Raw genomic sequence first — 19082 nt, forward strand, 5'->3', positions numbered from 1 at the left:
GCCCGCGGCCCGTTCTTCCCTGCGTCCAGTATGCGACGGCCGAGGCCGGAGCGGCGCGGGGAGCGGGGAGGGGCAGGACGACCGTGGCCCGCGCGACCAGGGCGCAGGCCGGGCGGGGCACTCGAATGGTCAGGGGCTGGCCGGCTCTGCGGGGCAGTAGCTGTCGTGTGCGGCCCGCTTCCCGGTGGCCAGGTAATCGGTCACCGCGTCGTTCCCGCAGGCGTTCGAGCCCGTCAGGTAGGCCACGTGCCCGCCCTGGTCGACGGTGACCATCCGGGCCCGCTCACCGAGGGCCCGGCGCGTCCGCAGCGCCCCGGAAAGCGGGGTCGCCGGATCGCGGAGGTTCTGCACCATGAGGACGTTCGAGGGTCCCCGGTCGGTGATTTTCACCTTCGGCTCGGCGGGGGCAGGCCAGAAGGCGCACGGCCGGATGTTGGCCACGAACGCGCCGTACATCGGGTGGCGGACGCGGTCGACCGCGACGTTGTGCTGATAGGTCGCGAGGGCCGTCGGCCAGCGGGAGTCGCCGCAGATCACCCCGAGGTAGGCAGCGGGGAAGTTGTCGCTGTACGCGCCCCCGCCGCCGGTGTCGCCGGAGCCCGGGGGCGGCTGGTCCGTGTCCAGGGCGTGCCAGGTGGCGGCGAGGTAGGCGAAGTCGCTGTCGTCGCGGATGGCCCCCGCGGTGACGACGCGGAAGGTCGTGCCGTCGTATCCCTGTACGGACTTCTTGTCGAGGCGCGCGGCGAGTTGGAAGTACTTCTCGCGGACCGCGGACGGTGTGCTGCCCAGGTGGTACTGCTGGGGTGCGGCCGCGGCGAACTTCGCGAAGTCGGGGAAGCGGGTCTCGAAGCCCGTGCCCTGGCCGCGCAGCGCCGCGACGTCGTAGCCCTCGGGCGGCAGGCTGCTGTCGAGCACGATGCGGTCGCCGCGCCGGGGGAAGAGAGTGGTGTACACCGCGCCCAGGTAGGTCCCGTAGGACTCGCCGTAGTACGAGATCTTCGGCACGCCCAGTGCCGCTCGGATCCGGTCCATGTCGCGCGCGGTGTTCGCGGTGGTGATGTGCGGCAGCAGGTCCGCGGTCTTCGATGTGGCGCACCGTGCGGCGAGGCTCTTCGCCGTCACGGCCTGCTTCGCCACGTCGGCCGCGCTGCCGGGGTTGGGCGGGTTGGCCGCCACCTCACCCTGAGCACTGGTGAAGCCGCAGGTCAGCGGGGTGCTCTGGCCGACGCCTCGTGGGTCGAAACCGATCACGTCGTAGCGGTCGCGCACCTTCTGGGGCAGCTTCATCAGTGCGGGAACGGGGAGCCCGGGCAGGCCGGGGCCCCCGGGGTTGAGCAGCAGTACGCCGCGCTTCTCGGCCGGCTTCGTGCTCGCCAGACGGGACACCTCGACTTCGATCGTCCGCCCGTCGGGGTGACCGTAGTCGAGCGGCACCGCGAGCCGCGCGCACCGCAGGGCCGCCTCCGTCGGGCTGGGGCACGCGCCCCACCGCAGCGGCGACCGGGAGGGCGCACCCTCCTGCGACCGGGACGGCGCGCCCGCCGTGGCCATCTGCGAGACGCCCGAGGTCACCGCGACCGCGCCCACCGTGACGGCGAGCGCCGCGAGCCAGGTCCTGCGCATGGTTGTTCTCCTCACTTCGATAAGGCAGTGGGCCGAGAGGGCAGTGGAGGCCGACGCTTCGGCCGGGCGTCAGCCACCCGCGAGGGAGGTCGACCGGACGGCCGCCGCCGCCCGCTTGCGGCGCCTGCGCAGCAGCACGACGACGAGCGCGAAGACCTGGAGCGCGGGGTCCAGGCCCGGCAGGTCGGCGGTGGTCTCGGAGTGGACGTCTCCGGTGCGGCGGATCGTGCCGACGGGCACACCGTCGTCGCCTGCCATGGTGTACTCCCGGCCCGCCGCCGCGGTCTGGCGGAACGGGATGACCCGACCGGAGCACGTCATGTTCCAGATGCGGCGCACCCGGTCCGTGGTCGCGACGACGGTCCCGCCGACGTCGAGCAGTTCGTAGACACCACTGAAGCGGTGAGTGCGGATCTGGTAGTCGGCCCCGCTCAGGGTGAACCGTGCGCCGATGCGGCCTCGGCGCAACGAGAACGTCGTCAGCGCCCGGCCGTCCTCGGTCAGCTCGTAGTCCTGGCTCGGCAGATGAATCCTCTTCGCATGCAACATGACCCCATTGCAGCATCGGTCCACGGCGCGGACCCATGTCATTTGTCATGCGCGACCGGGTGACAAGCGGGCGCCCGGACAGGGCCGTTTCGGTGGGAACGGTCAGCTGCTACGTTTCCCGGGTGAGGAAAGGACCTGCCACGCGAAGCGCCGGCGCTGAGGAGCCACTCGGCTTCGTGATTGCTTCGGCGGGCAACGCGGCGGCCCTCGCCTTCGAGTCCGCCCTGGCCGCGGAGGACCTGCTGCCGCGGCATTTCGCCGTACTGCGCGGGCTGCGTGACGGCGAGGAACACGCACAGCAGCAGCTCGCCTCATCGCTGGGCATTCCGGCCAGCCGTCTGGTGGGGCTGCTCGCGCTGCTGATCGAGCGGGGCCTGGTGGAACGGCGCGAGTCGCCGGCCGACGCCCGGGTGAAACTGGTCCGCCTGCGGAAGGAGGGCCGGGTGGAACTGGAGAAGTTGATCCGGCTCGCGGGCGCGTCGGAGGAGCGGCTGACCGCGGGGCTGACGGCCGACGACCGGTCGGAGCTGCGCCGGTTGCTCGGCATCGTCTACGCCAATGTCGCCGTCGAGCCCGAAGGTCGTCCCGTCCGGGCCTGGTGACCGGCCCTTCCGGTCCGGGTCCCCGGTCCGGTGACCGGTAGGGGCTTGCGCAAATCGTTTCGGTAGGAATAGTTTCAGTGGGAAGCAATTGAGCGCTGCCGAGAGGCGGCCGACCACAGCCGACCGAGGAGACGACGATGGCGGTCACGAATCAGGACACGGTCGAAGGATTCCTGGAACGGATCCGGGATGCCTGGGACGCGGGGGACGCGAGCGGCTACGCGGCACAGTTCGCGGAGGACGCGTCATATGTGATCTTCATGGGGGACGCCATGCTCGGGCGCGCCGCCATCGAGCGGACACACCGTGAGGTGTTCACCCGGTGGCAGAAGGGCACGCGCATGACGGTCAAGCCGATCGACGTGCGGATGCCGGACGAGTCCACGGCGGTGGTGACCACCGTCGGCGGCGTCGGCAAGGGCAGCCGGATCGGCTTCGACAAGTTCCAGACGTTCACGCTGCACCGCCAGGAGGGACGCTGGGAATGCGTGGCCTTCCAGAACACGAGGATGAGCCGCCGGTCCAAGCGCGCCTACCGCTCCTGACGGTTGCCCACGGCCGCCCCGGACTTTCACAAGGATGGTGCGACAGCAATACTGTTGTACCGGACCGAGTGATCGACCCCGACCGACCGGGTATCCGGGAAACGAGGCACAAGCAATGGCGACCTGCCCCGACAGCACGGGCCCGGACACGGCTGCGGCCCTCACGGTCGACGAGCTGGCCGCGCGCGCCGGGGTGACCGTCCGCACCGTCCGCTTCTACAGCGCACGCGGCCTGCTCCCCCCGCCGGTGATCGGGCCGCGCCGCGTCGGACTGTACGGCCCCGCGCACCTCTCCCGGCTGGCGCTCGTCGAGGAGTTGCAGCACCACGGGATGACGCTGGCCGCGATCGAGCGCTATCTCCGCCAGCTCCCCGAGGGCCTGAGCGCGCATGATCTCGCGATCCACCGCGCCGTGGTGGCCTCGTGGGCGCCGGAGGGTGCGGACGAGGCGACCCGGGCGGAGCTGGAGCGCCGGGCGGGCCGGCCGCTGCCCGAACCGGACATCGACCGGCTGGCCGCGATGAACGTGCTGGAGCGAGTCGAGGGCGACAAGGACGCTTTCCGGGTGGATCCGGGGCTGCTCGCGCTCGGTGTGCAGTTGCTCGACGTGCCGATCGCCCACGAGACGATCCTGGCCGCGCGCACGGTGGTCCTTGAGCACACCCGGGCCGCGGCGAAGGAGTTGACCCGGCTCTTCCAGGACGAGGTGTGGGGGCCCTACCGGGAGCGGGAGAGCGACCCCGACGCGGTGGAGGCGATGAAGACCCTCTCCGCCGATATGCAGCCCATGGTGGTGCAGGCGCTGGTGACCGCGTTCCAGCGGTCGCTCAAGGAGGAGCTGCGGGCCCGTTACGCGGACGGACCCGCAGCCCCCTGACCCGGCCGGACAGCCGGGTCGGACCTGCCCCGGCCCCGTCTCCCGGCCTTCCGGCCTCAGCTGTCGCTGAACGTCTCGCCCCGCTCGGCCTTCCCGACCAGCAGCGCGGGCGGCGCGAACCGCTCCCCGTACTGCTCGGCGAGTTCACGGGCGCGCGCCACGAAGCCCGGCAGGCCACCCTCGTAACCGTTGATGTACTGGAGCACACCGCCGGTCCAGCCCGGGAAGCCGATGCCGAGGATCGAGCCGATGTTGGCGTCGGCGACCGAGGTCAGGACGCCCTCCTCCAGGCAGCGGACGCTGTCCAGCGCCTCGGAGAAGAGCATCCGCTCCTTCATGTCGGTGAAGGGGACGTCCGCCCCGGACTTCGTGAAGTGCTCACGCAGCCCCGGCCAGAGTCCGGTCCGCCTGCCGTCCTCGTAGTCGTAGAACCCCGCTCCCCCGCTACGGCCCGTCCGGCCGAACTCGTCGACCATCCGGTCGATGACGGCGTCCGACGGGTGCCCGGCCCAGGTGCCGCCCGCCTCCTCGGTGGCCCGCTTCGCCTCGTTGCGGATCTTGCGCGGCAGGGTGATCGTCAGTTCGTCCATCAGCGAGAGCACCCGGGCCGGGTAGCCGGCCTGGGCGGCGGCCTGCTCGACCGATGCGGGCTCGACGCCTTCGCCGATCATCGCCACGCCCTCGTTGATGAACTGGCCGATGACGCGTGAGGTGAAGAACCCGCGGGAGTCGTTGACGACGATCGGGGTCTTGTTGATCCGGCGTACCAGGTCGAAAGCGCGGGCCAGCGCCTCGTCGCCGGTCCGTTCGCCCTTGATGATCTCGACGAGCGGCATCTTGTCGACGGGCGAGAAGAAGTGCAGCCCGATGAAGTCGCTCTGCCGCTCGACGCCTTCGGAGAGCAGCGTGATGGGGAGCGTGGAGGTGTTGGAGCAGAGCAGCGCGTCGGGCTCGATGACGCCCTCGATCTCCTGGAACACCTTGTGCTTGAGCGACACGTCCTCGAAGACCGCCTCGATCACCGCGTCGCAGCCCGCCAGGTCGGCCGGGTCGCCGGTCGGGGTGATGCGGGCGAGCAGCGCGTCCCGCTGGGCCTCGGTGGTGCGGCCGCGCGAGAGGGCCTTCGCGAGCAGCTTCTCCGAGTACGCCTTGCCCTTCTGCGCGGCCTCGGCCGACACGTCCTTGAGTACGACGTCGATCCCGGCGCGCGCACAGGAGTAGGCGATACCCGCGCCCATCATCCCGGCGCCGAGCACGGCCACCTTGCGGACCTCGCGGGGTTCGATCCCCTGGGGGCGGCCGGCACCGGAGTTGACCGCCTGGAGGTCGAAGAAGAACGCCTGGATCATGTTCTTCGCGGTCTGCCCTGTGACCAGCTCGGTGAAGTACCTGGCCTCGATGGTCAGTGCCGTCTCGAAGTCGACCTGGGAGCCCTCGACGGCCGCGGCGAGGATGTTGCGCGGCGCGGGATAGGGGGCGCCCTGCAACTGCTTCTTCAGGTTGGCGGGGAAGGCGGGCAGGTTGGCGGCGAACTTCGGGTTGGACGGGGTCCCGCCGGGGATCTTGTACCCCTTGACGTCCCACGGCTGCTGCGACTCGGGGTGGGCGTCGATAAAGGCGTGCGCCTGGGCCAGCATCTCGTCGGCGGTGGCGGCGACTTCGTGGACGAGGCCGTTCTCCAGGGCGCGCCGCGGGTTGTACCGGGTGCCCTGGAGGAGCACCTTGAGCAGCGCGTCGGCGATGCCCATCAGCCGTACGGTCCGGGTGACACCGCCGCCGGCCGGCAGCAGACCGAGGGTGACCTCGGGCAGGCCGATCCTGGAGCCCGGCGCGTCGAGGGCGATGCGGTGGTGACTGGCGAGGGCGATCTCGTAACCGCCGCCGAGCGCCGAGCCGTTGATGGCCGCGACGACCGGCTTGCCCAGGGTCTCGATGCGGCGCAGCGAGTTCTTGATGGCCGTACCGGTGTCGAAGGCCTGCTGGGCGCGGTCGGGCCCGACCTGGATCATGTCCTTGAGGTCGCCGCCCGCGAAGAAGGTCTTCTTCGCGGAGGTGTAGATGATGCCGCGGATGGAGTCCTTCTCGGCCTCCGCGCGGTCGGCGACGGCCGCGATCGACTCCTTGAAGGCCTGGTTCATGGTGTTCGCGGACTGGTTGGGGTCGTCGAGGACGAGGGTGACGACGCCGGTCCCGTCCTGTTCCCAGCGGATGGTGGTGTTCTCGCTCATGGTGTGGCTGCTCCGTGAGGGCCGTGGGTCGTGGGAGGGGAGGCGGTCAGAGACGCTCGACGACGGTGGCGATGCCCATGCCGCCGCCGACGCAGAGCGTGGCGAGGCCGTACCGCTGGTCGCGACGGGCCAGTTCGTCGATGAGGGTGCCGAGGATCATCGCGCCGGTGGCGCCGAGCGGGTGTCCGAGTGCGATGGCTCCGCCGTTGACGTTGATCTTGTCCAGCGGGAGTTCCATGTCCCGGGCGAAGCGCAGCACGACGCCGGCGAAGGCCTCGTTGATCTCCACGAGGTCGATGTCGCCGATGGTCAGACCGGCCTTGGCGAGCGCCTTGCGGGTGGCGGGCGCGGGCCCGGTCAGCATGATCGTCGGTTCCGATCCCGAGACCGCGGCCGAGACGATGCGGGCCCGGGGCGTCAGCCCGTACCGCTCGCCGACCTCGCCCGAGCCGATGGCGACCAGCGAGGCGCCGTCCACGATGCCGGAGGAGTTGCCCGCGTGGTGGACGTGGTTGATCTTCTCGACCCAGTGGTACTTCTGCAGCGCCACCGCGTCGAAACCGCCCATCTCGCCGATGGTGGCGAAGGACGGCTTGAGGGCGGCCAGCGAGTCGGCGGTGGTGCCCGGCCGCAGGTGCTCGTCGTGGTCGAGGACGACCAGCCCGTTGCGGTCGGTGACGGGGACGACGGAGCGGGCGAACCGGCCGTCCTTCCACGCCTCGGCGGCCCGCTCCTGCGAGAGCGCGGCGTAGGAGTCGACGTCGTGCCGGCTGAAGCCCTCGATGGTGGCGATGAGGTCGGCGCCGACGCCCTGGGGTGCGAAGCCGGTGTCCCAGTTGGTCATCGGGTCCATCGCCCAGGCCCCGCCGTCGGAGGCCATCGGGACGCGGGACATCGACTCGACGCCGCCCGCCAGGATCAGGTCCTCCCAGCCGGAACGGACCTTCGCGGCGGCCAGGTTGACGGCTTCCAGACCGGAGGCGCAGAAGCGGTTCTCCTGGACACCGGCCACCGTGTCGGGGAGGCCGGCCGCGACGGCCGCCGTGCGGGCGATGTCGGAGCCCTGGTCGCCGACCGGGCTGACCACACCGAGCACGATGTCGTCGATGGCCGCCGGGTCGAGACCGGGGAACCTGCGGCGCAGCTCATGGATCAGCCCGACGACCAGGTCGATGGGCTTGGTGCCGTGCAGGGCGCCATTGGCCTTCCCGCGCCCGCGTGGGGTGCGGATCGCGTCGTACACAAACGCTTCGGTACTCAAGACAGCGGCCTTTCGGGATGCGGATCGAATGCGGGTGCGGGTGATGTGCGGGTGCGGGTCGGGGTGAGGCGGGCCGGAATGCCGGTCAGGTGAGTCCTTGTACGTCCCAGTCCCGGGCGACCTCCGCCGTGTCGGCACCGGGCTGGGCGGGTCCGAGCCGTACGGAACCGGGGGTGGCGGAGAAGCGCGGCGCCGGCGCGGGCTGGGTGATCCCGCTGTGCTCGATGAACGTCCCGCGGGCGGCGAGATGCGGGTGTTCCGGCGCCTCACGCAGCGAGAGCACCGGCGCCACACAGGCGTCGGACCCCTCGAAGAGCGCCGTCCACTCCGCCCGGGTCCGGGTCAGGAAGCGGGCGGCGATGGTCTCGCGCAGTCCGTCCCAGCGAGCGAAGTCCTTGCGTGCCGGGGCTTCGGACGCGATACCGAGCAGCTGCACGAACTCGTCGTAGAACTGCGGCTCCAGGGCGCCCACGGCCATGTACTCGCCGTCCGACGTCTCGTAGCTGCCGTAGAACGGGCAGCCCCCGTCGAGCAGGTTCGCCCCGCGCCTGTCCTGCCAGCCACCCGCCGCCAGCATCCCGTGGATCATGGTGGCGAGGTGCGCGGCGCCGTCCACGATCGCGGCGTCGACCACCTGCCCCGCTCCCCCTTCGGTGCGTGCGTGCTGGAGCGCGGCGAGGATGCCGATGACCAGATAGAGCGAGCCGCCCGCGTAGTCACCGACCAGATTGGCGGGGACGGTGGGCGGCTCGCCGGGGCTGCCGATCATCCCCAGGGTGCCGGTGACGGCGATGTACGCGATGTCGTGCCCGGCGCGTCCGGCGAGCGGCCCCTCCTGCCCCCAGCCGGTCATCCGTCCGTACACGAGCTTCGGGTTGCGGGCGTGGCACTCCAGCGGGCCGACGCCGAGACGCTCGGCGACACCCGGCCGGTACCCCTCGATCAGGATGTCGGCGCGCTCCACGAGTCCGAGGACACGGGCGGGTCCGTCGTCGGCCTTGAGGTCGATGAGCACCGAGCGCTTGTTGCGGTTGGTGAGGTCGTACGCCGGGTTGACCGCGAGCCCCGTGCCGCCGGGCCGGTCGACCCGTACGACGTCGGCGCCGAGGTCCGCGAGGACCATCGCGGCGAAGGGACCGGGCCCGATCCCCGCCAGCTCGACCACCCGGACCCCCGCCAGCGGGCCGTTCCCTGCCTCTGCCATCACGCCCCCAGGACTGTGACACAACTGATGTGACATCGATGATGTTAAGAACGTGTTCCACTCCGCACAAGACTTTTGGCTGAGCATCCGCTTAGTGGCGCGGTACGGGGTCGCATAGGCTCAGCGGCGATATGACCAATAACCTCACGCCGCTCGGCCCCAAGGCCGACAAGGACACCGTACGGCGGCAGAATCTCAGCCTGGTGCTGCGCGCCGTGCGGGAGCAGGGCGAGGCCACCAGGGCCGGTGTCGCCGCACGGGTGGGGCTGACCCGGGCGGCCGTTTCGTCGCTGGTCGAACAGCTCCTGGAGAGCGGCTTCCTCGCGGAGTCGGGCAAGACGTTCAGCGGGCAGGCCGGGCGGCCCGGCACGGTGCTCAAACCCGCCCGCACGGGCGTGGCGGGCATCGGCGTCGAGATCAACGTCGACTATGTGTCGGTCTGTGTGGTGGACCTGGCGGGCACCGGCCGCGTACGTCGGACGGAGCACCTGGACAACCGGGGCGCGCCGCCGGCCGGCGTGCTGGCCCGCGCCGCGCGTGTCGCGGCACGGGCGCTGGATTCGGCGCGGGAGCAGGACCTGCGGCCCGTCGGCGTCCAGCTGGCGCTGCCGGGTCTTGTCTCCGGGGGGACCGTGCGGCAAGCACCCAACCTCGGCTGGAACCGGGTGGCGGCCGAGGGGGTTTTCGCCCAGGCCCTCTCGGCGCTGCGCCCGGACAGCCGCCCGCTGCCGGTCAGTTCGGACAACGAGGCCAATCTGGCCGCGCTGGCCGAGCTGTGGTTCGGCGGGCTCGGCGCGATCCGCAGTTTCCTCTATCTGACCGGTGAGATAGGGGTGGGCGGCGCCCTGGTGCTGGACGGCGAACTGCTGCGCGGCGCCCACGGGTTCGCCGGTGAGATCGGCCATGTGGTGGTGGACCCCGACGGCCCGGAGTGCCGGTGCGGCTCGCGCGGCTGCCTGGAGCAGTACGCGGGCCAGTCGGCGCTGCTGTGGGCCGCCGGGATAGACGAGAGCGCCGGACCGTCCGGGGTCGCGGAGCTGGAACGGCGCGCGCACTCCGGCGACGAGCGCACCGTGGCCGCCGTCGCGGAGGCCGGGGTGATGCTGGGGCGGGTGCTGTCGGGGGCGGTGAACCTCTTCGACCCGGACGCGGTGGTGCTCGGCGGGATCTACCGCGGCCTGATGCCCTGGCTGGCGCCGGGTGCCGACCGGGAGCTGACCGGCCGGGTGATCTCCGGGCTCTGGCCGCGCGGCAGCGGCAGACTGCGTGCCTCATCGGTGGCGGGGGACGCCGCGCGGGGTGCGGCGGCGCTGATCGTCCAGGAGGTGCTGGCCGATCCGGTCGCGTACACGGAACAGCGGGCGGGGTGAGAGCACCCCGGTGCGCCGGGGCGGGGTGACGGCGGGCCGGGAGCGGGCCGGGAGCGTACCGGTGCGCCGGGGGGGTGCGCACCGCTGTCCGGATATGCCGTGGGGGCCCGGCGGTTCGTGGCCGCCCGGCCCCCACGCCACTGCGCGGTGTTCCCGCGGCTACTGCACGGCCACCTCATTGATCTGCGGCGCCGCCGAGCCCTTGGCCCACAGCAGGCGGACCGCGTCGGCGGTGACCGCACGGGTCGTGATGTGTGTGTACGGGCCGGTCGTCGCGCCGAGTGTCTGCCACCGGCCACCGGTACGGATCTGCACGGCCGCCTTGACGCCGTTCACTCCGCCGGGAGCCAGCACGGTCACCGAGTGCACCGTCTTGGCCTGCGGCAGGACGACGTCCAGGGACTCACCGGCCGCGGGTGCGCGTGAGGCGCGGTAGACGCTCTCCGCGTTCCCGTCAGCGGCGGATGCCTGGGTACTGCCGTCCGCCGCGGGCGGGTTTCCCGTGACGGCCGGTGCGTCCGCACCGCCCACGTGGAACTCCCGTACCACCACCCAGTTGGTCTGGTCGGCGGTCGCCCGGGCCCGTACGTACCGCGCGGTGGTGCCCGCCGGGGCCGTCGCCTTGGCCGTCGGCGAGTCCTTGAACGAACCGAGCGTGTGCCAGGTGCTGTTGTCCGACGAGTACTCCAGGACGCCCTGGTGGAGGTAGTCGGACTCGCTGCCGGACTTGCCCATGGTGACGGTGACGTCGCTGATGGGACGCTGGGCGCCGAGGTCCACCCCGACCCAGTCGTCCTTGGCCGCCGCGGCACTGCTCCAGAAGTAGGTGGAGTCGTCGCCGTCGGTCATCCGGGCCGGGGCGTTGCCCGAGTAGACACCCAGGTCGCTCTGGCCCGCCGGCTGCGGCGGAAGCCCGATGAGCCGGCCCTCATCGGTGAGCGCCCGGTTCACGAACGCGTCGAGCACACCGTCACCCACGACCACCGGGATCTTCCCGCCGTTCATGTCGGTGTAGACCGGCGCCTTCGCCTTCGCGACGAGACCGGCCAGCTGCTGCCGCTCCTGCCACGCGGCGGCGCCGTGCCCGGCCTTCGCGTCGTCCAGCATCCGCAGCGCGGCGAGTGTCGCCGTACCCCACGCCTGCGCGGAATCGAGCCAAGGACCGGCGTCGGTGACGAAGCCCTTGTCCGGCAGCTGTGCGCGCAGCACACCGGGGGCGTCGTGCAGCTCGCGCAGGGAGGCCGCGAGGGTGCGGGACGACGCTTTGCCGTCCCAGTAGCGGGAGATGACCGCGGACAGCTCGGGCGCCTCCTGTTTGTTGAGCGACGAGCTGTAGTTGACGTCGGTGAAGGCGCGCAGGGCCCGTTCCACCCGCGGGCTGCCGCCCGAGAGTTCGTGCACGGCCTGCCGGTAGGAGCGGTCGGGGTCGTACGCCGCGTCGTTCCACGTGTAGTCGGCGACGGTGTACAGGGCGAGCTTCGAGGCGTACGGCTGGATCATCGGGTTGGCCGTGATCCCCGCGAGCTGTTCGGCGAGCCCCTTCTCCCGTCCGTTGAACGGGCCGAGCAGCAGCCGGTTGGTCACGTAGTCGTTGACCGGGTAGTTGTCCCAGGTCAGGATCTGATGGCCGAACACCGTACGGGCGGACTTCGCCTGCGCGACCGTCATGGTCGGTGCGACGACGCCGACACCGGTCCACTCCACCAGGACGTCCTTGTCGAGCTGTCCGGCGATGGCGGTCTTGTACGGGGACGGGGTGACGTCGTAGTACTCGGTCGGCACCATCTCCAGCGGCTGCGCGCCCTCGTGGGTCTTGATGAACTCCTTGTTGACCCGGTTGAGCAGATACGCCTGCGCGGCGCCGGCCGCACCGCCACCGGTGCCGAACTTCGCCTGGTCGGCGTCGCAGTTCCAGTGGGTGTAGCTGATGTCGTCGAGCGGGATGGCGAACTGCCGCACGCCGATGTCCCAGATGGTCTGGAGCTTGTCGACCAGTGCCTTGAGGTCGGCGTCGGAGCTGTAGCAGGCGCTCAGTCCGGGCGAGAGCGCATAGGTGAACTGGACGTGGTTGGCACGCGCCCGGTCCACCAACTGCTTGATCGTGGCCAGCTGGTCCGGCGGGTAGGCGTCGCGCCACTTGTCCCGGAGGTAGGCGTCGTCCTTCGGCGAGTACACGTAGATGTTCATCTTGTGCGCGCCGTAGAAGTCCATCTGGTCCAGACGCGCGGCCTGCGACCAGGGGGTGCCGTAGAAGCCCTCGATGGTGCCGCGTACAGGTGTGGCGGGCCAGTCGCGCACGTTCAGGCCGCGCACCGGGGCACCGGGGCCGCTGCGGTGCGGGAGCACCTGGCGCAGCGACTGGGCGGCGTAGTACGTCCCGGTCGCGTCGGCCCCGGAGAGCACGATCCGGCCCGCGCTGTCGCCGTGGGCCCGGCCGGCCGCGAGTACGTAGCCCTCGGCGGCGAGGCCCTGCGGGCCCTGCACGCCGAGTGCGGTGAGGGCGGTGGCGGACGACGGGTTCTCGCCGGGGCCGCCGACGTAGACCGCCAGCCGGTCCCGGCCGGTGCTCTTCGGCCCGACGGACAAGTGGGAAGCTCCGGCGGATTTCAGGGACTTCTCCACCAGGGAGAGCGCTGCGGCGTCGGTCGTGCTGCCGGTGACGATGTCGACGTACGGGGTGATACGGACACTGTCGGAGCGGACGGACTCGGACTGCGGTGCGGGGGTGATGACAGGGGCGGCCGGCTTCGGGGCCGCGCTCGCGGTCCCGGCGGTGACCGCGCTGAGCGGGGCGGCCGACAGGGCCAGCGCGAGGCCGGCCACGAGGGGTCTGAGCAGGGGCCCGGAGAGCGGGCCGTGATGCGGTACGGCCGGCTTTTTGCGGAACATCAACGATCCTCCACGGTTCGGCACCTACCCCTGAGCGGGGCTGTGGAGGACTAGACCACTCGCCTGATTGTGTGTCAATGATGCGCGCAGGAAGGCTTTTCCGAGCAGCTGCGCGCATGACCCGCCACCCTTCCACCGCAGGGTGATGGATGTCACTCGGTCTTCCGGTGCACGGAACGGTCCCGCCGGACGTCTGACCCTTCGAGGGAACACCGTCGGCCGAACCGCGAGAAGGGAGCGAGACCTTGCCTCGTGTCGTCGAACAGGCTGTCCAGGCTCGCCTGGTCACACCCGCACCCCGGATGGAGACCGTCCCGACCACCTTGCGCTACGACCGTGCGGACCCCTTCGCGGTCGCCGTGGGCTTCCCGCCGCAGGCCACGCTGGCGGGCGTGGCGGTCACCTGGGCGTTCGCACGCGACCTGCTGGGCGCGGGGCTCCGTGCGCCGGCCGGTGTGGGTGACGTACGGATCCGGCCGTTCGGCTACGACCGGACCGTCCTGGAGTTCCACTCCCGCGAGGGCGTCGCGATGGTCCACATCCACACCGCCGAGCTGCGCCACTTCCTGAAACGGACCGAGACGCTCGTCCCGACCGGGCGCGAGCACCGCTATCTCGACGTGGACCAGGACGTCGTGGAACTGCTGCGGGACGCCTGCTAGGTCCTGTCCGCTGTCCCGGTTCTGATCAGCGGCGCGTCCCGCGAGAGCTCCCGGAACCCGACGCCGTAGTACAGGCCGCGCGCCTCCGGGTGCCCCGGCGCACCCAGGCAGGCGACCGTCGCGTGAGTGGCCCCGGCCGCCCGCGCCAGCCTCATCCCGTGCAGGAGCATGGCCCTTCCCAGGCCGAGCCGCCGGTAGTCCGGATGCGTTCCGACCGGCTCGAACTCGACGGTCCTGTTCGCTCCGTCGAGCCACATGATCGTCGAGGCTGCCATCGTCCCGTCCGGCGCCTCCACCAGGATGTGCAGGTCGCCGCGGTAGGACGCCGTCCGCCGGACGCCCTCATAGCTTTCGGCCGTGTACGTCGAGGGGGCCCAGGCATCCACATGGGCCCGGACCGCGGCCTCCGGTCCGGCCTCGTCCGCGGTGCGGAACCGGAATCCGTCCGGCAGCACCGGCCGGTCCACATCGGTGAGGTCCCGCTCGTTGAGCTGGGTCCAGTCCCCGGTGTCGCCGAGTGCGGCCGGGTCCACCGCATAACCGTGCGCCATCCACCGCTTCAGGGCGAACTCGTCGGCGGCACTCGGTATCACCGTGCGCTCGGGACCGGCCGCCACACCCTCGTACCAGTCGATCACTTCGTCGACCAGCCCCGCGTGGTCGGGATGGACCTGATACGTCAGAGAGGTACCGGTGGCCTCCTTCACCGACCCGTCACTGCGCCTCACCCGGCGCGGAAGACAGGCCCAGCCCCACGCCACCGGATCCCCGCCCACGAACCACAGCCGACGCGGCCAGGCCGCACCCTGGGCGGCATGGTCCTTGCCCCAGATCCAGGCCAGCTCCCCGTACGACGCGCCGGCGCCGATCAGGTCCGGACGGACGGCGGTGACACGCTGAGCCAGGCCCTGCATGAGGGGCACGTCCGCGGCGGTCATCAAATCCAAGCGCGTCATGGTGCGCCACTGTGCCAGGGCCCCGCGAGGCCGTCGATCGGTTTTCCGGCGCCGCCCGGCCGCAGCACCCAACGGCACGACACACCCGGTGGCACGGCACGTGCAGCGCATCGCCGCGGCGGCGGAGCCGATGGTCAGGCCTTGGTGAACCGGGCGCTGATGACCAGGTGGTTCCTGAGTCCCGCGCCCATCTTCGAGAACGTCATGCCCCACTCGCTGCGGTCGATTTCGGCCTCGACCACCACAGTGGCCCCGTCGTCGTCGGCGGCGGTCACCCGGCCGACGAGTGCGAGCTGCTGTGTCCGGCCGTGCAGCGTCAGTGTCCCGGTCAGCTCGACCCGGCCGGAGGCGGACACCGTGCCCGCGGTGGCCTCGTAGGTGATCGTCGGGTACTTCGCCACCTCGAAGAAGTCGGCGTCGCGCAGGTGCTGGTCCCGCTTGGCCGTGCCGGTGTCGATGGAGGCCGCGTCCACGACCAGCGTGCCGCTGACCGATCCGTCGGGGCCCACGGTGCCGCCGCCCTCGACCGCCTTCGCCGTGCCCTTCACCGGCAGCAGCCACATCGCCTTGGTGCGGATCGTGATCGAGGTACGGGCGGGGTCCAGGCTCCACGCTCCGGCGAGTCCGGCCGGGTCGAGAGGAGTGGGGTCGGCGGTCATGGGTGCCTCCAGCGGCCGTGGGTCATTGCTTCGGTCCGCACCATACTTTGGTTGGCCGAACCATTCGATCCAATCGGAAACAGTACGATCTGATCGTGATATTCGGACCACGCCCGCAGCCCGCCGACACCGCGGCGCAGGCCGGCGAGCCGGCCGGGGGCTCAGCCGTCGCCCCGGCCGAGCCCCCGGATCCCGGCGGGGTACCGGCTGCCGCGCCGTGCACGGTGCACGAGGGACTGCGCAATCTGGTGCAACTCCTCCCGCGCGTGGCACGTGCGCTGCGCTCCCGTACCGGACGCGGCGGGGTCTCGGACACCGTCCTCGGCCCGCGGCACGGCGCGGCCCTGGCGCTGCTGCGCGAGGAGGGCACGACGGTCGGGAACCTCGCCGCGGTCCTGGACCTCAACCTGGCCACCGTCAGCGGCCTCGTGGCGGACCTGGAACGGGCCGGGTTCGCCGAGCGCTCGACCGACCCCGCGGACCGTCGGCGCACCCTGGTGCGGATCGTCCCGGACCGGGAGGCGGCGGTGGACCGCTGGCTGGAGGAGTCCGCAGCACCGATCACCCGGGTCCTGCAACGGCTCAGCCCGCAGGAGCGCACCGTCTTCGTCAAGGCGATGGGCTATCTGGAGGCCGAGCTCAACGACGCGGGCTCGCCCTCCGGCCATTGAGCGGGCGCGGCAAACGCCCTGGTGCAGCGGTCGGCGGTGACCGCCCCGGCGATCTCGCATGCGGACGGGATCGGCGATACTCGCGGCATGGCTGACCACGGCGCGGACAACGGATACCTGCTCGACAACCAGCAGGCGGAAGCCGGCATCCGCTTCGACGCGCTGGCCGAGCTGTTCGATCCGGTGACCTTCCGGCACATCGACCGGCTCGGCGTCACGGCAGGGATGCGGTGCTGGGAGATCGGCGCCGGCGGCCCCACCGTTCCCATGGGTCTGGCCGCGCGGGTCGGTCCGGACGGTGCCGTGGTGGCCACGGACATCGACACCTCGTGGACCGAGTCCGCTCTCGGCACCGGCAGCGATACCGGCACCGACGGGAACATCGAGGTGCTGCGCCACGACGTGGCGGCCGACCCGCCGCCGCCCGGCGGATTCGACCTGGTCCACGCACGGCTGGTCCTGGTCCACGTCACCGACCGGGCCGAAGCCCTGCGCCGGATGGTGCAGGCGCTGCGTCCCGGCGGCCTGCTCCTGGTCGAGGACGCAGACCCCGGACTCCAGCCACTGCTGTGCCCCGACGAGTCCGGCCCCGAGCAGCGGCTCGCCAACCGTCTGCGGTCAGGTTTCCGCGAGCTGATGGCCGCGCGCGGCGCGGATCTCGCCTACGGGCGGACGCTCCCCCGGCTGCTGCGCGAAGCCGGCCTGGACGACGTACAGGCGGACGCCTACTTCCCCATCACCTCGCCGGCCTGCACCGTCCTGGAAGCCGCCACCGTGCGCCAGATCCGCTCCCGTCTCGTGGCAGCCGGGATCGCCACCGACGAGGACATCGACCAGCATCTGGCGAACGTCGCCACTGGCCGGCTCGATCTGGCGACGTCCCCCATGATCTCCGCCTGGGGGCGCCGCCCCGCCGGACCGCCGGCGCCGTGACCACGGGCGCCCGCGTACGACCGGACGCGGTAAATCGCTTTGCGGGCGGGCCGGATCGGCCGTAACGTTCTCCCTGGCCCTGTTGTCGTTGATCGGAGTAGGACATTGCGCTACTGAGGTCTTGAGACACCGTGCCGTGCAGTGACCACACCTGCGCGCACCGCGTGTGACCTCGGTATTCGAGCTGTCCTCCCGGAACAGGGCTTTCTCTGTGCCCTGCGGTGTCTCCACCCGTTGCCCCCACCCCTTTTCGCAGCAACCGGGAGACCCGTATGTCAACCCATTCGTCCACCCATATCTCCTGCACCGCGCTCTCCTTCTCCTGGCCGGACGGAACCTCGGTCCTCGACCAATTCCAGCTGGCCGTCGGCCCGGGCAGGACGGGCCTCATCGGCGTCAACGGGTCGGGGAAGTCGACCCTGCTCCGGCTGATCGCAGGTGAGCTGACCCCGAGCGGCGGAGCCGTCCGCGTCACGGGCGACATCGGCTACCTCCCGCAGAACCTCGTGCTCGACACCGCGCTGCGCGTGGACCAGGCGCTGGGCATCGACGTGCAGCGTGCCGCACTGCACGCCATCGAGGCAGGTGACGCGAGTGAGGAGCACTTCACGGCGGTCGGCGACGACTGGGACGTGGAGGAGCGCGCCCACGCGGTGCTCGGCCAGCTCGGACTCGGCTCGGTCGGTCTCGACCGGAGCATCGGCGAGGTGTCGGGCGGTGAGTCCGTCCTGCTGAGGCTCGCCGCACTGCTGCTGCGCAGGCCGGACGTCCTGCTGCTCGACGAGCCGACCAACAACCTCGACCGGCACGCCAGGCAACGGCTGTACGCGGCGGTCGACGCCTGGCCCGGAGTGATGGTCGTGGTCAGTCACGACCGTGAACTCCTGGAGCGCGTCGACCAGATCGCCGATCTGCGGGACGGCGAGGTCCACTGGTACGGCGGGGCGCTGTCCGCGTACGAGGAGGCCCTCGCGGTGGAACAGGAGGCGGCCGAACGCATGGTACGGGTCGCGGAGGCCGATGTGCAGAAGCAGAAGCGCGAACTGGCCGACGCCCAGGTCAAACTGGCGCGGCGCAAGCGGTACGGGCAGAAGATGATGGAGCAGAAGCGTGAACCCAAGATCGTGATGGGTGCGCGGAAGCGCGCGGCGCAGGAGTCGGCGGGCAAGCACCGCATCATGCACACCGAGCGGCTGGACGACGCGAAGGAGCGGCTCAGCGAGGCGGCGGACGCGGTGCGGGACGACGACGAGATCCGGATCGAGCTGCCGTACACCAAAGTGCACCCCGGCCGGAGCGTGCTGACCCTGCGGGAACTCCAACTGCCGTACGGGAGCGGTGTCGAGGGCGAGTTCACCGCGCACGGGCCCGAACGGATCGCCCTGGTCGGGCGGAACGGCTCGGGGAAGACCACGCTGCTGCGGACCATCGCGGGTCAGCTGGAGCCGGTCTCCGGGGAGGCGACGGCCCATGTGCCGCTCCGCTTCCTGCCGCAGCGGCTCGACGTACTGGACGACGGGCTGAGCGTCGTCGAGAACGTGGCGCGCAACGCGCCGGACGCCGGCAACAACCTGATCCGGGCACGGCTCGCCCGGTTCCTCTTCAAGGGGGCGCGTGCCGACCAGCCGGCCGGCACGCTCTCGGGCGGCGAACGGTTCCGGGCGGCGCTCGCCGCGCTGCTGCTGGCCGAGCCCGCCCCGCAGCTGCTGATGCTCGACGAGCCGACCAACAATCTGGACATGGCGAGCGTGCGCCGGCTGACGGCCGCGCTGGAGTCCTACGAGGGGGCGCTGATCGTGGCCAGCCACGACCTGCCGTTCCTGGAGTCGGTCGGCATCACCCGGTGGCTCACACTGGGCGGCAGCGAATAGCCCGGCTTGATCCACACGCCCGGCCCGAGGCGTGATGTGGCTCTCCGTATCGAGACCCGACCTGGAGGCATAGCAGACTGTAACGGTGCATATCGGAACCGGGGCTTGGCTGGGGCTTACTGCCGCCTTAACCTACGGAGACGTAACCTACGAATCCGTAGGTAAATACTCCCGTCCCCAGG

The 19082-nt window shown here is 71.2% G+C and carries 16 protein-coding genes; 8 read left to right on the forward strand and 8 right to left on the reverse strand.

Translation table 11 applies throughout. The features are described 5' to 3' along the window. Positions 1 to 129: 129 nt before the first annotated feature. Both OG385_RS01780 and OG385_RS01785 read right to left on the reverse strand, forming a co-directional pair. Positions 130 to 1623 (reverse strand): alpha/beta hydrolase, encoded by a 1494-nt coding sequence (locus tag OG385_RS01780; protein ID WP_266851183.1) that lies wholly within the window; start codon positions 1621 to 1623, stop codon positions 130 to 132. A 69-nt stretch (positions 1624 to 1692) separates the two neighbouring features. After that, entirely contained in the window at positions 1693 to 2172 is a 480-nt protein-coding gene (locus OG385_RS01785; RefSeq protein WP_266851184.1) for a hypothetical protein, read from the reverse strand. Positions 2173 to 2348: 176 nt separating this feature from the next. On the opposite strand from OG385_RS01785, the gene OG385_RS01790 reads away from it, so the two are divergent. From OG385_RS01790 to OG385_RS01800, 3 genes are all read left to right on the forward strand, one after another. After that, a complete protein-coding gene (locus OG385_RS01790; protein ID WP_266851186.1) occupies positions 2349 to 2774 on the forward strand; it encodes a MarR family winged helix-turn-helix transcriptional regulator in 426 nt (141 codons plus the stop codon). 137 nt (positions 2775 to 2911) lie between these two features. Then, entirely contained in the window at positions 2912 to 3319 is a 408-nt protein-coding gene (locus OG385_RS01795) for an SgcJ/EcaC family oxidoreductase (protein ID WP_266851188.1), read from the forward strand. Positions 3320 to 3434: 115 nt separating this feature from the next. Next, positions 3435 to 4196, forward strand: coding sequence for a MerR family transcriptional regulator (locus OG385_RS01800; RefSeq protein ID WP_266851189.1), 762 nt, complete (start codon positions 3435 to 3437; stop codon positions 4194 to 4196). Between the two features lie 56 nt (positions 4197 to 4252). Here OG385_RS01800 and OG385_RS01805 read toward each other — a convergent pair whose 3' ends face one another. The 3 genes from OG385_RS01805 to OG385_RS01815 form a co-directional block, all read right to left on the reverse strand. After that, on the reverse strand, positions 4253 to 6424 hold the full coding sequence (locus tag OG385_RS01805) for a 3-hydroxyacyl-CoA dehydrogenase NAD-binding domain-containing protein (protein WP_266851191.1): 2172 nt from the start codon (positions 6422 to 6424) through the stop codon (positions 4253 to 4255). A gap of 46 nt (positions 6425 to 6470) precedes the next feature. Further along, complete coding sequence (locus OG385_RS01810; RefSeq protein ID WP_266851192.1) at positions 6471 to 7685, reverse strand: acetyl-CoA C-acetyltransferase; 1215 nt, start codon at positions 7683 to 7685, stop codon at positions 6471 to 6473. Between the two features lie 85 nt (positions 7686 to 7770). Continuing rightward, a complete protein-coding gene (locus tag OG385_RS01815; protein ID WP_266851193.1) occupies positions 7771 to 8889 on the reverse strand; it encodes a CaiB/BaiF CoA-transferase family protein in 1119 nt (372 codons plus the stop codon). A gap of 131 nt (positions 8890 to 9020) precedes the next feature. On the opposite strand from OG385_RS01815, the gene OG385_RS01820 reads away from it, so the two are divergent. Further along, positions 9021 to 10259 (forward strand): ROK family protein, encoded by a 1239-nt coding sequence (locus OG385_RS01820; RefSeq protein WP_266851194.1) that lies wholly within the window; start codon positions 9021 to 9023, stop codon positions 10257 to 10259. Between the two features lie 159 nt (positions 10260 to 10418). Here OG385_RS01820 and OG385_RS01825 read toward each other — a convergent pair whose 3' ends face one another. Beyond that, positions 10419 to 13148, reverse strand: coding sequence for a beta-N-acetylglucosaminidase domain-containing protein (locus tag OG385_RS01825; protein ID WP_266851196.1), 2730 nt, complete (start codon positions 13146 to 13148; stop codon positions 10419 to 10421). A gap of 245 nt (positions 13149 to 13393) precedes the next feature. Here OG385_RS01825 and OG385_RS01830 point away from each other — a divergent pair, with 245 nt between their 5' ends. Then, positions 13394 to 13810: an SsgA family sporulation/cell division regulator gene (locus OG385_RS01830; RefSeq protein WP_266851198.1), complete on the forward strand. Its 417-nt coding sequence runs from the start codon at positions 13394 to 13396 to the stop codon at positions 13808 to 13810. Here the strand turns inward: OG385_RS01830 and OG385_RS01835 are convergent. Together OG385_RS01835 and OG385_RS01840 are read right to left on the reverse strand one after the other, a co-directional pair. Beyond that, the gene (locus tag OG385_RS01835) at positions 13807 to 14766 is read right to left on the reverse strand and encodes a GNAT family N-acetyltransferase (protein ID WP_266851200.1); all 960 of its coding nucleotides are present in this window, start codon (positions 14764 to 14766) and stop codon (positions 13807 to 13809) included. The genes OG385_RS01830 and OG385_RS01835 overlap by 4 nt on opposite strands. Positions 14767 to 14900: 134 nt before the next feature. Next, the gene (locus tag OG385_RS01840; RefSeq protein WP_266851202.1) at positions 14901 to 15425 is read right to left on the reverse strand and encodes a YceI family protein; all 525 of its coding nucleotides are present in this window, start codon (positions 15423 to 15425) and stop codon (positions 14901 to 14903) included. Positions 15426 to 15520: 95 nt separating this feature from the next. On the opposite strand from OG385_RS01840, the gene OG385_RS01845 reads away from it, so the two are divergent. The 3 genes from OG385_RS01845 to OG385_RS01855 all read left to right on the forward strand — a co-directional run bounded on the left by OG385_RS01845 (position 15521) and on the right by OG385_RS01855 (position 18900). Next, positions 15521 to 16096 (forward strand): MarR family winged helix-turn-helix transcriptional regulator, encoded by a 576-nt coding sequence (locus OG385_RS01845; protein WP_266851204.1) that lies wholly within the window; start codon positions 15521 to 15523, stop codon positions 16094 to 16096. A gap of 87 nt (positions 16097 to 16183) precedes the next feature. Then, positions 16184 to 17029 (forward strand): class I SAM-dependent methyltransferase, encoded by an 846-nt coding sequence (locus OG385_RS01850; protein ID WP_266851206.1) that lies wholly within the window; start codon positions 16184 to 16186, stop codon positions 17027 to 17029. 272 nt (positions 17030 to 17301) lie between these two features. Then, positions 17302 to 18900, forward strand: a complete 1599-nt coding sequence (locus OG385_RS01855; RefSeq protein ID WP_266851208.1) for an ABC-F family ATP-binding cassette domain-containing protein — start codon at positions 17302 to 17304, stop codon at positions 18898 to 18900. Positions 18901 to 19082 lie beyond the last annotated feature (182 nt).

The organism is Streptomyces sp. NBC_01306 (assembly GCF_026340465.1).
In the GTDB taxonomy this organism is placed as follows: Bacteria; Actinomycetota; Actinomycetes; order Streptomycetales; family Streptomycetaceae; genus Streptomyces.